This is a genomic window from Amycolatopsis sp. cg13, assembly GCF_041346965.1.
In the GTDB taxonomy this organism is placed as follows: Bacteria; Actinomycetota; Actinomycetes; order Mycobacteriales; family Pseudonocardiaceae; genus Amycolatopsis.
Genome location: NZ_CP166848.1, coordinates 6,134,878 through 6,148,449, shown reverse-complemented (window position 1 = coordinate 6,148,449; position 13,572 = coordinate 6,134,878). Strand labels below are relative to the sequence as shown.

Sequence of the window (13,572 nt, the reverse complement as noted above, 5' to 3'; positions counted from 1 at the left end):
AGGCGGTTCAGGAAATTTCCTTGACGGCCTTCAGCACCTTGTCCTGCAGGCTCTGCGGGATCGGCACGTAGCCCTTGGCCGACAGCGGCTGCTGGCCGTCGGTGGCGGCCACCGACAGGAACGCCTTGACGGCCTTCGCGACGTCCGGGTTCGAGTACTTCGAGCACACGATCTCGTACGTGGTCAGCAGCAGCGGGTAGGCGCCCGGCACGTTGCTGGAGTAGATGCCGTTGAGGTCCATCGCCAGGTCGTTGGTGCCCGGGTGGGCGAACTTGGCGGCGTCCAGCGACTTGGCCACGTTCTCGGCGTTCAGCTCGACGCCGCCGGAGCCGCTGTCGATCTTGGCCGGGGTGACGCCGTCCTTGGCGAACGCGCTCTCCACGTAGGTGATCGAGCCGTCGGCGCCCTTGACGGTGCTCGCGACACCGTTCGAGCCCTGCGCGCCGTTGCCAACGCCGCCGGCGAACTTCTTGCCCGCGCCCTGGGTCCAGACGTCCTTCGCGGCCGCGCCGAGGTACTTCTGGAAGTTGTCGGTGGTGCCCGACTCCTCGGAGCGGGAGACGACCTGGATCGGCTTGTCCGGCAGGTTCAGGCTCTCGTTGCCCTTGACCGCCTTGATGGCCGGGTCGTTCCAGTTCTTGATGCCGCCGTTGAAGATCTTGGCGATGACCTGCGGGGTCAGCGTCAGCTTGTCCACGCCGGACAGGTGGTAGCCGACCGCGATCGGGCCGACGACCAGCGGGATGTTCAGCGCGGGCGAGGCGCAGCGCTTGGTGGCGGCCTCGAGGTCGGCGTCCTTGATCGGCGAGTCCGAACCGCCGAAGTCGACCTGGTTGGCGTTGAACTGCTTGACGCCGGCGCCGGAACCGGTGCCGTTGTAGTTCACCTTCTGGCCGGAGCACTTCTTGCCGTAGGCCTGGTTGAACACCTCGATGGCGTTCTTCTGGGCCGTCGACCCCTCGGCGGAAAGCGGGCTCTTGCCACCGCAGTCGACCTGGGCGGTTCCGGTGGCGGCGGGAGCGGCGGAGTTCGAGCCCGCGTTGTTCGACGCCGAAGGGTCGGAGCCACAAGCGGCGAGCACGAGCGCGGCGCTCGCCACGATGCCGACGGCACCCAGGGGCCGCATGATCTTCACTGCATTTCCTCCACTCGGAGATGTGCCTTTTTGAATCCGGTCGGGATTGGCGGCGGGTGAGCCGCACCGGAACCGGACACTAGGCAGCCTCGGTGGACGGTCGTCCTTGGTTGCATGAACGGAAGGTGAACAAGTCACCGTTTGTGAGCAGGACTACTACCCCGAATGGGTGCCGTGGCCTGGTCGTGACCTGCTAGTACGCAGAAAGTAACACGGGTCACCGCAAGCGTCGACCGTGATCACTCACCGTACTGGACGTCGGTCTCGAAACGCTGGAACCCCAGCTTGTTGTACACAGCCAAGGCCGCGGCGTTGTCGCCCTCGACGTAGAGGATCACCCTCGGTAGCCCCCGGGAGCGCAGGTAGCGGAGCCCGGCCAAGGTCAGCGCCTTGCCGAGGCCGCTACCCTGAGTAGCAGGATCCACGCCGACCACGTAGACCTCCCCGACCGGGTCTCCGTCGAACCGGCCGGGAACCGGATCGTGGACTTTCGTCCAGTGGAAGCCGACGACGTCGCCGCTCTCGTTCTCCGCGAGGAAGAAGCCAGCCGGGTCGAACCAGGCCTGCCGTTCCTCGGCGCGCACCTCGGCAACGGTCAGCGCGCCTTGCTCCGGATGCCAGTCGAACGCGCGCGCGTTGACCGCGACCATCGCGTCCTCGTCCTGGCCCGGCACGAAGGTGCGCAACCGAAAACCGTTGTGCAGCACCGGTTCCGGCCAGTCCGCACCGGCGACATCGACGTGCAGGATCAGCATTTCGCGCTGCCGGCCGAGGCCGAGTTTCGCCGCGATAGCTGCCGCACCAGGGTGATCGCCGTGCGCCCACACGCGGAATCCCGCGTCGGCGCGTTCGACCACTGCCCGCGCGAGCGCGGTGCCGACGCCACGACGCCGGAAATCCGGGTGCACGAAAAGCTCCGCGACCTGATGGCCGTGGGAATCGCCTTCGGTATCAAGGTGGACGTACCCGGCGGGCGCGCCGTCGAGGCGGGCGAGGAGATGCAGCCCGCCCTCGAAGTCGCGCGGCAACGGCCCGGTCGCGTCGACCTCGGGACGCCCGTCAGTCGCTTTCGCCGCGAGCAGCACTTCGCGCACCGCGTCGTCGGGATCGGTCGTCCAGTCGCCAAGGTCGATAGCCACAGACCGACCTTACCGGCGAAAGTCAGCGGGAGGTCAGCTCCGAAGCGTCGGACGGAACGGCGATCACCGGCTTCGCGCCCTTCGCCGGCCGCTCGAACTTGTAGCCGACGTTTCGCACAGTGCCGATCATCTGCTCGTGCTCCGGGCCGAGCTTCGCGCGAAGCCGCCGTACGTGGACGTCAACCGTGCGCGTGCCGCCGAAGAAGTCGTAACCCCACACTTCCTGCAGCAGCTGCGCACGGGTGAACACCCGGCCAGCGTGCTGGGCGAGGTACTTAAGGAGCTCGAACTCCTTGTACGTCAGCTCAAGCGTGCGACGGCGCAGCTTCGCCGTGTACGTCGCTTCGTCAATGACAAGGTCGCCTACGCGCAGCTCGGCGTCTGCCTGCAGGCCGATGCCGTCGCGAGTGGTGGCGAGCCGCAGCCGCGCGTCCACTTCAGCGGGACCCGCGGTGGGCAGAAGGATGTCGTCTGTGCGCCATTCGGCGTTGACCGCGACCAGACCGCCTTCGCCGACGACCGCGATGACCGGCGTGCCCGATTCGTCCTCCGCGCCTTTGAGCAGGCGGCACAGGCTCTTCGCGGACGCGAGGTCGCTGCGCGCGTCGAGCAGGATGACGTCCCGGTGGCCCGCGTCGAGCAGGGCCGTCACTTCCGGCTCGCGTACGCGTACGGTGTGCGGCAGCAGGTCCAGCGCGGGTAGTACGGAGGTAGCGTCGAGTTCCCCCGTCAGCACCAGCAGGTCCAAGCTCATGATCCGCACCGCCTTCAGATTCGTCGCCTCAAACGTGGCGTCGGTCGGTGCTAAGTGAGAATAGCGGGTGAACACCCCGGCACCTAGCTCGTGCTGGATCGATCACACCTGGTCTAACGCGCCGGGCGTGACCCGCACCACGACGAAATCCACCCGAACAGGAGAACCGAGGCGATGGCGAGCAGGCCCGTGACCCGGGACGACCGACCGGCCAGCAACCCCGGAAACGGCCGCCGCGGCAGGCGCGTGCGGCGGTGGCTCATCGTGCTGGGAGTGCTGGTGCTCCTGCTGGTCGGTGCGGATTTCGGAGCGGCGGCCTTCGCCGAGCACACGATCTCGCAGAAAGCCCGCGCACAGCTCGGGCTGAGCGACGATCCGTCGGTCACCATCCACGGCTTCCCGTTCACCGTGCAGGCACTCTCCGGTGACTACAGTCACATCACGGTTTCCGCGGACGGCGTCCCGGTCGGCAGCGAACTTCGCGACCTGCGGGTGAGCGCCGAACTCGAGGACGTCATCGCGCCGTTGTCGGACCTCACGTCCGGCAACACCAAGGCGGTGAAGATCGGCAAGCTCACCGGCGCGGTGACGATCAAGGCGGCCGACCTCGCGCGCGTCTCGCCGCTGAACAAGATCCAGAACCTGAAGATCGAGCAGTCGACCCAGGCGTATGTGAAGTACGGCGACACCGAACAGGGCAAGCAGCCGGACCCGACGCCGACCAACGCCGACGGCGAACCGGCCGACGGCACCAGCGCCGGGCTGCGGATCTCCGGCGACGTCCAGGTGGCCGGGCAGAAGGTCGAGATCTTCTGCTTCGCGCTGATCCAGCTCAAGGAGAAGTCGATCTCGATCGTGCCTTACCGGTTGCAGTTCGGGAATGACCAGAGCACCACGATCGTTCCGGACGCTGTGCAGAAAGCTCTGTTGCCGAACTTCCGGGCGACCATCAACACGGCCCGGCTGCCGATGTCGGTCACGCCGACCGCGGTCCGCGTCGACAGCGGTTCGGTGACGCTCAAGGGCGAAGCGCACGACGTGAACTTCTCCGACCTGTCCACCAACCACGGAGGCTGATCCCGGTGACCGGAGTGTGGGTGCTGCTGGCGACGCTGGTCGTGGCGACGGCCGCGGGCCTGGTCCTGCGCGCCCGCAACGGCCGGATCCGCGCGGCCAAACCGGCCGCCGCGACCCGCACGCTCCCCGCTCCGGTCGCCGAGGCCCTTGATCCGGAATCCGCCGTCACCCTGGTGCAGATCTCCACCACGTTCTGCACCCCGTGCCGGCACACGCGGGCGATTCTGTCGTCGCTCGCGGAGAAGACCGACGGCCTGCACCACGTCGACCTGGACGTCACCGAACGTCCCGAGGTCGCGCAGGCATTGTCGGTGCTCAGCACGCCGACCACGCTCGCGCTGGACCCGGAAGGCCGGGAACTGCTGCGCGTGGGCGGCGTGCCCAAAGGCCCGGAGCTGCTGGAAGCGCTCCGCCCGCACCTCGCCACGGCACCTCGCTGACCCTCTCGCCGCGCTGACCCTCTCGCCGCCCGGCCCTCTCGCCGCCCGGTCCTCTCGCCGCGCTGGCCCTCTCGCCGAGCGACCCTCTCGCCGCGCTGACCCTCTCGCCGCGCGACCCTCTCGCCGCGCTGACCCTCTCGCCGAGCGACCCTCTCGCCGCGCTGACCCTCTCGCCGCCCGGCCCCGTTAAAGCGCCCCAATGAGGTTTTTTCATCTTGGTTTGTGCTGGTCAGGGTGTTGGGTGGGGTGTTTTTTGGTGATATTGAACGAGGACGAGCAGTGCGCGGAGCAGTCTGGTGGCGTGGCGGGGGTTGAGGCGTAGTTTGTCGAGGATTCGCCAGGTTTTGAGAGCGGCGAAGGCTCGTTCGACGGCGCAGCGCAGTCCGTTGAAGACGGAGTTGGAGATTTTTTCGGCGTCGGTGAGGGGTCGGTTGGTCTCGGCTTTGACGGGCGTGATCACGATCGGGTCCGGGTTTTCCGCGGCGATGACGCGGCGGGCGCGGAGGTCTTTGTGCAGTCCGTGGTAGCCCTTGTCGCCGCCGAGGGCGAGGCCCGCGGCGGCGAGGCGGTCGAGGAGGCGGTGGCGGCGGGCGGCGGTGATGTCGGCGGTGCTGCCGGGCAGCGCGCAGGAGAGCCAGAGCAGCCGGCCGCGGGTGTCGGTGAGGGCCTGGAAGTTGAGGCCGTGGCGTTTGTGTTTGCCGCTGTAGTGGCGGCGGTTGGCTTTCCCGGTGCGCCGGCGGGTGCGGACCAGGGTGCCGTCGACCAGGACCAGGGTGGCGCCGGCGGCGCGCAGCCGGTCCAGGACCCGGCCGAGCCGGGGCGCGCGGGCGGCCAGCAGCGAGACGAGTTCCAGCACCCACCGGCGCAGTGTCGAGGCGGAGATCCCGTTGCCGCCGGCCAGGTCCTGCAGGCGCTGGTCGTGGCGCAGCACCGCCAGCGCCAGCAGCGCCTGCCTGCCCGGCGACGCTTTGCGCCACCGGGACCCGACTCTCCTGCGGTGCTTGCGGATGAGGTCGCCGGCCATCGCGACGGTCTGTTTCGACACCGGAAGAACGCTCTGATAAACAAGGGACTCGAAGCCCTCGGTCGTTTGCTGACTCACATCCGCGAACCCTGCCGGGGGCTTCGCCTATCCCCGGGCCCGCCGCGCCCGGCATTCAGGTGCCACCCGCACAGACACGGCACAACATCCCCGCAGCACCAACCACACCCCACCCCCGCAACCCACCCCCACCAGCAACAACAGGATGAAAAACCCTCAATGTGGCATTGGGTGCTCCATCCATGCCCCCGCCGCCACCCTCAACGGAGGCGCTGCGCGCCGCTGGCTCCCTCAACGCACCCAATGCGGCGTTCGGTGCGCCCCACGCACCCAATGCGGCGTTCGGTGCGTCCCACGCACCCAATGCCACATTGGGGCAGTGCTCAGCCGGGCGTCCATGGGGTTGATTCTCAGGATCCGGACCTCGTCCCAAGGAATGAACATGGTTCCGGGAGCGAGCGAGCCTGGGTACCCTCCCCCCTGTGGACGAGCTGCCCATCACCCTCCTGACGCAGCGCCGCGCGGTCGATTTCTGCCGCGTGCGCAGCAGCTTGTGTCTGCCTTTTTCCGGCCGGCGCTGAAGCACGTCTCGCGCCGTTCCGCAGCTCCATCCGTCTTCGCCGCGTGCTGCCCGCACGCCCTTCCCCTCGCACTGAGCAGGAGGAACCCATGTCCGCCGGACCGGCCGTAGACCCGCGAGGTCCCAGGTTCGCCGCGATCGTGACCACGGTGGTGCTCGCTGTCGTGCTCGTCACGCAGTGGTGGCCGTTGCTCGCACTGCAGACCGTGGTCTTCGCGATCGGTGCGTTCGTCGGGCTCAAGCCCGCGCCGTACTCGGTGCTGTACCGGCTCGTGGTCGCGCCGCGGCTCGGGCCGCCGACCGAACGCGAGGACGCCGCTCCGCTGCGGTTCGCGCAGGCGGTCGGGTTCGTGTTCGCGCTCGTCGGCACGATCGGCTTCGCGACCGGCGTGACGCCGCTCGGCGTCGTCGCGACCGCGTTCGCGCTCTTCGCCGCGTTCCTCAACGCGGCGTTCAACTATTGCCTCGGGTGCCAGGTGTACCTGCTGATCAAGCGTTTCAGCCCCGCGCGGGCGTCCTCGTAAAACCCAACCCAGAAAGAGAGCCAGCTTCCATGAGCCGAGAAGACGTCCTGGTCACCACCCAGTGGGCCGAGGAAAACCTGGACACCCCGGGCGTGGTGTTCGCCGAGGTCGACGAGGACACGACCGCCTACGACAACGGGCACATCCGCGGCGCGGTGAAGCTCGACTGGCGCAACGACCTCCAGGACGGCGTCCGCCGCGACTTCGTCAACAAGGAGGGCTTCGAGAAGCTCCTGTCGGAGAAGGGCATCTCGAACGACGACCGCGTGATCCTCTACGGCGGCAACAACAACTGGTTCGCCGCCTACGCGTACTGGTACTTCAAGCTCTACGGCCACGAGAACGTGCAGCTGCTCGACGGCGGCCGCAAGAAGTGGGAGCTCGACGGCCGCGAGCTGAACTCCGACGAGGTCAAGCGCGAGGCCACGACCTACAAGGCCAAGGACCAGGACCTGTCGCTGCGCGCGTTCCGCGACGAGGTCGTCCAGTCGATCGGCGCGAAGAACTACATCGACGTGCGCTCGCCGGACGAGTTCTCCGGCAAGCTGCTCGCCCCGGCGCACCTGCCGCAGGAGCAGTCGCAGGTGCCGGGCCACATCCCTGGCGCGCTGAACGTGCCGTGGGCGAAGGTCGCCAACGAGGACGGCACCTTCAAGTCCGAGCAGGAGATCAAGGACCTCTACGCCGAGGCCGGCTACGACGAGGGCAAGGCGACCATCGCGTACTGCCGCATCGGCGAGCGTTCCTCGATCGCCTGGTTCGCCCTGCACGAGCTGCTCGGCCAGGCGGACGTGAAGAACTACGACGGTTCGTGGACGGAATACGGTTCGCTGGTCGGCGTTCCGGTCGAGTTGGGAGCTAAGTAATGGCAGACGGCTGCAGCGCACCTGTGCAGGAAGCGACCCCGGCGGACTTCGACACAGGAGGCCAGGTCGTGCTGGCCGGCAAGGTCACCGGCACCGAGGGTCCGGTCGGCGGCGCGTTCGTCCGGCTGCTCGACGGCGGCGGCGACTTCGCGGGCGAGGTCGTTTCCTCGGCCGACGGCGACTTCCGCTTCTACGCGGCCGCCGGTTCCTGGACGGTGCGCGCGCTGCACCGCACGGGCAACGGCGAAGCCAACGTCACAGCGGAGGGACCGGGCCTGCACCAACTGGCCATTCGCGTCTGATTGCGCCGGCTCCGCCGTCGCGGCGGGATCGCCTGCAAGTCGGCGTTTGGAGGGAGCGGCGCACCCGGCCCGGGGGCCGGTCACACCGCTCCCTCCAAACGCCGACGCAATCCCGCGGTCGGGTCGGGACGCTTGACCTCAAGTCGGCTTGAGGACCCAAGCTCGCGAGGGTGTCCCAAACGAAAACCGTTGTGCGGAACCCACTCCTGGCCATCGCTGTGTTCCTCGGCAGCTTCATGGCGTTGCTCGATGCGAGCGTGGTGAGCGTCGCGCTGCCGACGATTCAACACGAGCTGAGCGCTGCATTCACTGACCTGCAATGGATTGTCGACGGATACACCGTCGCGCTCGCCGCCGTGATCCTCACCGGCGGCACGCTCGGCGACCGCTACGGCCGCAAGCGGATCTACCTCGGCGGGCTCGCCGTGTTCACGCTCGCTTCGCTGGCGTGCGGCCTCGCTCCGACGCTCGGGCTGCTGATCGCCGCGCGCATAGTGCAGGGCGTCGCAGCCGCCGCGGTCATCCCCGGCGGCATCGCGCTCCTCGCACACGCGTACCCGGAGCCGCGCGAACGGGCGCGGATGCTCGGGGCGTGGGGCGCGGTGGCCGGAGGTGCGCTGGTCATCGGCCCGCTGATCGGCGGACCGATCACCGACGCGTTCGGCTGGCCCGCGATCTTCCTGGTCAACCTGCCGATCGGCGTTTTCGCGGTGCTCGCTGGCCGTCGAGGGCTCGGCGAGTCGTCCGATCCGGCGCACGGTGCGCTGGACCTGCCCGGCCAGGTGCTCGGCGCGTTGTGGATCGGATCGTTCACCTACGCCGTGATCGCGTCCGACGCCGTGGTCGCGGTGCTCGGCGCGCTCGGGCTGGCCGCGTTCATCGTGGTGGAACTGCGCGCCTCGCATCCGATGCTGCCGATCCGGCTGTTCGGCAAGCTCCGCTTCGCCACCTCGATCTTTACGTCGTTCGTCATCGGCTTCGCGTGTTACCCGCTGCCGGTGTTGATCGCCGTCTACCTGCAGCAGGCTTGGGGCAGCACCGCCTCGACGACAGGCGTGCAGATGCTGCCGTACGTAGTGGCCAACGCCGTTCTCGCGTTCTTCTCCGGACGGCTCGCCGCCCGCTTCACCGCGGAACGGGTGCTGCCGATCGGCCTGGCCATCACCGCGGCGGGCAGTCTCGCCTTCCTGCTGGTCGACACCACGAGCCCGTATTGGCTGCTCAGCGTCCCGCTGGCGCTGTCCGGCATCGGGCTGGGCCTGAGCATCACCCCGACCAACGTCGTCGTTCTCGCCGGGCTTCCGGTGCAGCGCACGGGCACCGCAGCCGGGACGGTGAACGCCGCGCGGCAAGTCGGGATGGCGCTCGGCGTCGCCGCGCTCGGGGCCCTTCTCGATCACGGCAGCACGCTCACGACCGGGCTGCAGACCGCGATGGCGGTGGCCGGAGCGGCGCTGCTGGCGGTGACCGTCCTCACCGCGACGACCCTGCGCAAGGCCGGATGAGCCGGGGCGGACTATTGTCCTCGCTGTGGAGACCTTGTTTACGACCCTGTTGATCATCGCGGGCATCGCCACCGTGCTGTTCGCGGTCTTTGTCGTCTACCGGCTGTACGCCGACCAGCGCTGACCAGCATGACGAGTGGCGACGAGGCCATCGCGGCAGCCGAGGAGCGGGCCGCCAGCACGCGCGACCGCAACCTGCCGTTGTGGGACGACTTGGCGATCCCGAACGACACGGCGAACCTGCGCGAGGGCCCGAACCTGAACGACGCGTGCCTCGCACTGCTGCCGCTCGTCGGCGTCTGGCGCGGCGAGGGCGAGATCGACTACCCGACGATCGACGGGCCGATCAAGTTCGCCCAGCAGCTGACCGTCGCCCACGACGGCCGCCCGTTCCTGTACCACGAGGCGCGCTCGTGGCTGCTGAACGAGGACGGCAGCGTGCTGCGGCCCGCCGCCCGCGAAACCGGGTTCTGGCGGCCGCAGGAGGACGACACCCTGGAACTGCTGCTCACGCACAGCTCCGGCATCGTCGAGCTGTACTACGGGAAACCGCGCAGCCAGACGTCCTGGGAACTCGGCACCGACGCGGTCATCCGCACCGCGACGGCGAAGGAGGTCACCGGTGCGCAGCGGCTGTACGGCCTGGTGAACGGCGACCTCGGGTACGTCGAGGAACGCGCGATGGTCGGCCAGGAAATGCAGCCGCACGCCTCCGCGCTGCTGCGCCGCGTGGTGGGCTGAGGCTCCGGGAGACGCCGTGCGCTGGCGGCGGTACGGCGAACACGCCGCCCTGCTCGACTGCGCCTCGCTCGCGGAAATGAGCGCGGCCCGGGCGACGCTCACCGAAGCCGCGCTCGATGGCGTCGAGGAGATCGTCCCCGGGGCTCGCACCCTGCTGGTAGTCGCGTCCACGGGTGCTCTGGAAGCGGCGCGTTCCTTGCTGGCTTCGGCCGATCTGGACCATCCGCCCGCCGGGGATACCCGCGAAGTCGTTTTGGACGTGCGCTACTCCGGCGAAGATCTCTCGCTGGTCGCTGAGGATGCTGGGCTCAGCGTGGACGAGGTCGTCACTCTCCACACTGGCGCGGCCTACACGGTCGCGTTCACTGGTTTCGCGCCCGGATTCGGTTATCTCGCCGGGCTTCCCGCGCAGTTGCAGCAGCCACGGCTGGCCTCTCCGCGCACCCGGGTCCCTGCTGGCGCGGTAGCCATCGCCGACGAGTACACCGGCGTGTACCCACGGGAATCTCCTGGCGGCTGGCGCTTGATCGGCCACACCGAGGCGACGCTCTTCGATCCTGCTGCCGAACAACCGGCGTTGTTCACGCCTGGTCTCCGCGTCCGGTTCCGGAGCGTCTGATGCGCGCGTTGGAGATCGTCTCGACCGGATCGCTGGCTTTGGTGCAGGACCTCGGACGGCCTGGCTACGCACATCTGGGCGTCCCACCGTCGGGTGCTCTTGACGTCGCCGCGCTACGGCTCGGCAACCGGCTGGTCGGCAATGCCGAGGACGCCGCCGGGATCGAAACCGTGCTCGGCGGACTGACCGTCCGGGCTGCGGTTTCGTGCACCGCCGCGGTGACCGGACCGCCGGTCGCGGTGTCCGTGGCCGGCCGGGAAACCGGCTCGCACACGCCGATTCCGTTGCGGCCAGGCCAAAAACTGACGATCGGCCGCCCTTCCTCCGGCCTGCGCTGCTACCTGACGGTGTCCGGCGGCATCGCCATGCCACCGGTGCTGGGGAGCCGGTCGACTGATGTCCTGTCCGGACTCGGCCCCTCGCCATTGGAAGCTGGCACGAGAGTCCCCCTCGGTCCGGTCACCGGTATTCCGTCCGGTGCCGACGTGGTCGCCGCCGCGCCCGTGCCGGGGCAGCTGGCAGTGCCCGTCCTGCTCGGCCCGCGCGACGACTGGTTCGCCGATCCCGCGAGCGCGCTCAACACACAGTGGACGGTGACCGCGGAATCCAACCGAGTGGGGGTCCGCCTTGATGGGCCGCCACTACGTCGAGTGTCCACTTCGGAGCTACCGAGCGAGGGCGTGCTGACCGGCGCGATCCAAGTCCCGCCGAACGGATTGCCGCTGGTGTTCCTGGCCGATCACCCGACCACGGGCGGTTATCCGGTGGTCGCGGTCGTGAGACGGGAGTCACTCGGAGCACTCGCTCAAGCACGCCCCGGAACCTTGGTGCGGTTCCAAGCGTCCTTCTGAGCGTGGAACGGGTAACGATCACCGGCGGCGCGGGTTTCCTGGAGCTGAACACCGGAGGACGGGCGGAGCTGCCGCAGTCGCTGCGCATCGCGCTCGCGACCGGTCAGGTACGCCTGCCGCTGGCGGAAACCCTGCGCGAATTGCTGGCGCTGCTCGTCGACGGCCAGTACCGGGTCAGCGGCCCGCAACGCTTCGAGGGCCCCGACCTGGTCCCGGCGAGCGACTGGCCGGACGACGACGATGCCCGCGTCGCGTACTACCGCACGGCGATCCGCTCCGGACACCGCCCAGTGGCGGTGGTTTTGTCCGGTACGCGGTCGTTGCTGGTGGACGGGCACCACAAGATCAGCGCCTATCGCGCGGAGGGGATCACGCCGTCGGTGGTGCTGATTTCGGAGGTCGTGGGTGACTGAGGAGTTCGTCGGCGGCCTGAACACTGTCGTGCGGGTCGGCAATACGGTTCGGCGCCCGCGTGGGCCGTGGAGCGACCGGGTCGCCGAGTTGCTGCGTCATCTCGAACACGCCGGATTCCGGCAGGCACCGCGGTTCATCGGCGTCGAAGGCAACACCGATGTGCTGGAGTTCCTGCCCGGCGAGGTCAGCAACTACCCGCTGACCGCGGCCGCCCGCAGCACCACCGCACTGATTTCCGCCGCGAAGCTGCTGCGCGCGTACCACGACGCGACTGCCGACCTCGTGCTGCCGGGCGGCTGGATGCTGCCTGACCGAGAACCGGCCGAGGTCATCTGCCATGGCGACTTCGCTCCGTACAACTGCGTGCTGCGCGGCGAAGAAGTCGTCGGCCTGATCGACTTCGACACCGCGCATCCCGGCCCGCGCTCGCACGACCTCGGCTACGCCGTCTACCGCTTCGCGCCACTCACCGACCCGGCCAATGAGGACGGTTTCGGGTCGATCGAAGAGCAGGCCGCTCGCGCGAAACTGTTCTGCGACAGCTACGGATTCACCGACCGCGCAGCAGTGATCGACTCAGCCGCCGACCGGCTGCGCGACCTCGTGCAGCTCATGCGCGCCCAGGCCACAGCTGGCCACGAAGGCTTCACCAGCCACATCGCAGACGGCCACGACCTCCTCTACCTGCGCGACATCGCCCATATCGAAGCGAACGCCGCTCAGTACTCGCTCTCGTAAGCCGCCACCAGCTCCCCGTGCAGCGCCGTCGAATCCGGCAGTTCCGTGCCGTTCAGCGTGTGCACCCGGGTCACCTTCCGCACCGACGACGTAAGAAAAACGCCGTCCCCGCGCAGCAGGTCCTCCACCGTCAACGGCTCCACCTTCACCGACCAACCGGCCTTCTCCGCGCCGCGGAACAACGCGTACTGCGTCGTTCCTGGCAGGATGCCAACAGTGGCCGGCGGGGTGTAGAGCGTCCGTTCCTTCGCCAGGACGACCGTCGACGTCGGTCCTTCGAGGACCGAATCGTCGGTAGCGGTGAAGATCACATCTTGGGCTCCGCGACGGGTCGCCTCGCGCAGGGCGGCCATGTTCATCGCGTAGGAAACCGTTTTCGCGCCGAGCAAAAGCCACGGGGCGCGCTCGGCGAGTTCGGGGCCGAAACCGCGCTCCAGGGTCACCACCGAGACGCCTTCGGTGCGCGCCCGCAGCACCTTCTCCTCGACCTCCAAGCCCATCGCGAACGCCGTCGGCCTGCCCTCGGGATCACCGTCGACACCCCGCGTGTACACGAGTTTCAGGGCGATTTCCGGCCCGCCCTCCCACGCGTCGACGACCGCCTGCGCGGCTCGGGCGAAGCCGTCCAGGTCCGGCGCGGGCAGGTCCAGCATCGCCGCGGAACGGGCGAGCCGGTCGAGGTGCGGACGCATTTCCCGCGGCTTTTTCACTGCCACGAGGATCGTTTCGAACACCCCGTCTCCGCGCAGCAGGCCGAGGTCGTCCACCCGGAGGTGGGCGGCTTCGGGGTCGGCCAGTGAACCGTCGAGGAAGGCGAGAACGCGCATCCCCTCAAGGTACTCACT

The 13,572-nt window shown here is 68.7% G+C and carries 16 protein-coding genes; 11 read left to right on the top strand and 5 right to left on the bottom strand.

Annotation, left to right across the window (positions count from 1 at the left end; all coding sequences use genetic code 11):
* Positions 1–7: 7 nt before the first annotated feature.
* From pstS to AB5I40_RS28650, 3 genes are all read right to left on the bottom strand, one after another.
* A complete protein-coding gene (gene pstS, locus AB5I40_RS28660) occupies positions 8–1,135 on the bottom strand; it encodes a phosphate ABC transporter substrate-binding protein PstS (RefSeq protein WP_370933263.1) in 1,128 nt (375 codons plus the stop codon).
* Between the two features lie 239 nt (positions 1,136–1,374).
* Entirely contained in the window at positions 1,375–2,274 is a 900-nt protein-coding gene (mshD, locus tag AB5I40_RS28655; RefSeq protein WP_370933261.1) for a mycothiol synthase, read from the bottom strand.
* A 22-nt stretch (positions 2,275–2,296) separates the two neighbouring features.
* Positions 2,297–3,028 carry a response regulator transcription factor gene (locus AB5I40_RS28650; RefSeq protein ID WP_344266150.1) on the bottom strand — a complete coding sequence of 244 codons (732 nt, stop codon included), beginning with the start codon at positions 3,026–3,028 and terminating at the stop codon, positions 2,297–2,299.
* 174 nt (positions 3,029–3,202) lie between these two features.
* Here AB5I40_RS28650 and AB5I40_RS28645 point away from each other — a divergent pair, with 174 nt between their 5' ends.
* Both AB5I40_RS28645 and AB5I40_RS28640 read left to right on the top strand, forming a co-directional pair.
* Complete coding sequence (locus tag AB5I40_RS28645) at positions 3,203–4,105, top strand: DUF2993 domain-containing protein (RefSeq protein WP_370933259.1); 903 nt, start codon at positions 3,203–3,205, stop codon at positions 4,103–4,105.
* Between the two features lie 5 nt (positions 4,106–4,110).
* On the top strand, positions 4,111–4,545 hold the full coding sequence (locus AB5I40_RS28640) for a TlpA family protein disulfide reductase (protein ID WP_370933258.1): 435 nt from the start codon (positions 4,111–4,113) through the stop codon (positions 4,543–4,545).
* A 229-nt stretch (positions 4,546–4,774) separates the two neighbouring features.
* Here the strand turns inward: AB5I40_RS28640 and AB5I40_RS28635 are convergent, their stop codons facing one another.
* Entirely contained in the window at positions 4,775–5,590 is an 816-nt protein-coding gene (locus AB5I40_RS28635) for a transposase family protein (protein ID WP_370933256.1), read from the bottom strand.
* Between the two features lie 666 nt (positions 5,591–6,256).
* Here AB5I40_RS28635 and AB5I40_RS28630 point away from each other — a divergent pair.
* From AB5I40_RS28630 to AB5I40_RS28590, 9 genes are all read left to right on the top strand, one after another.
* On the top strand, positions 6,257–6,691 hold the full coding sequence (locus AB5I40_RS28630; RefSeq protein ID WP_344266159.1) for a DUF4395 domain-containing protein: 435 nt from the start codon (positions 6,257–6,259) through the stop codon (positions 6,689–6,691).
* A 29-nt stretch (positions 6,692–6,720) separates the two neighbouring features.
* Positions 6,721–7,557 carry a sulfurtransferase gene (locus AB5I40_RS28625; RefSeq protein ID WP_370933254.1) on the top strand — a complete coding sequence of 279 codons (837 nt, stop codon included), beginning with the start codon at positions 6,721–6,723 and terminating at the stop codon, positions 7,555–7,557.
* Positions 7,557–7,859, top strand: a complete 303-nt coding sequence (locus tag AB5I40_RS28620) for a DUF1416 domain-containing protein (protein WP_370933252.1) — start codon at positions 7,557–7,559, stop codon at positions 7,857–7,859. Before AB5I40_RS28625 ends, AB5I40_RS28620 begins: the two co-directional genes overlap by 1 nt.
* A 191-nt stretch (positions 7,860–8,050) precedes the next feature.
* A complete protein-coding gene (locus AB5I40_RS28615; RefSeq protein ID WP_370933250.1) occupies positions 8,051–9,364 on the top strand; it encodes an MFS transporter in 1,314 nt (437 codons plus the stop codon).
* 129 nt (positions 9,365–9,493) lie between these two features.
* Entirely contained in the window at positions 9,494–10,105 is a 612-nt protein-coding gene (locus tag AB5I40_RS28610; protein WP_344266171.1) for an FABP family protein, read from the top strand.
* 16 nt (positions 10,106–10,121) lie between these two features.
* Positions 10,122–10,724: an allophanate hydrolase subunit 1 gene (locus AB5I40_RS28605; RefSeq protein WP_370933248.1), complete on the top strand. Its 603-nt coding sequence runs from the start codon at positions 10,122–10,124 to the stop codon at positions 10,722–10,724.
* A complete protein-coding gene (locus tag AB5I40_RS28600; protein WP_370933246.1) occupies positions 10,724–11,575 on the top strand; it encodes a biotin-dependent carboxyltransferase family protein in 852 nt (283 codons plus the stop codon). Before AB5I40_RS28605 ends, AB5I40_RS28600 begins: the two co-directional genes overlap by 1 nt.
* Positions 11,576–11,577: 2 nt before the next feature.
* On the top strand, positions 11,578–11,988 hold the full coding sequence (locus tag AB5I40_RS28595; RefSeq protein ID WP_370933245.1) for a hypothetical protein: 411 nt from the start codon (positions 11,578–11,580) through the stop codon (positions 11,986–11,988).
* The gene (locus tag AB5I40_RS28590; protein ID WP_370933243.1) at positions 11,981–12,727 is read left to right on the top strand and encodes an aminoglycoside phosphotransferase family protein; all 747 of its coding nucleotides are present in this window, start codon (positions 11,981–11,983) and stop codon (positions 12,725–12,727) included. Before AB5I40_RS28595 ends, AB5I40_RS28590 begins: the two co-directional genes overlap by 8 nt.
* Here AB5I40_RS28590 and AB5I40_RS28585 read toward each other — a convergent pair.
* A complete protein-coding gene (locus AB5I40_RS28585) occupies positions 12,709–13,554 on the bottom strand; it encodes an aminodeoxychorismate lyase (RefSeq protein ID WP_370933241.1) in 846 nt (281 codons plus the stop codon). The two genes, AB5I40_RS28590 and AB5I40_RS28585, sit on opposite strands and share 19 nt — an antisense overlap.
* Positions 13,555–13,572 lie beyond the last annotated feature (18 nt).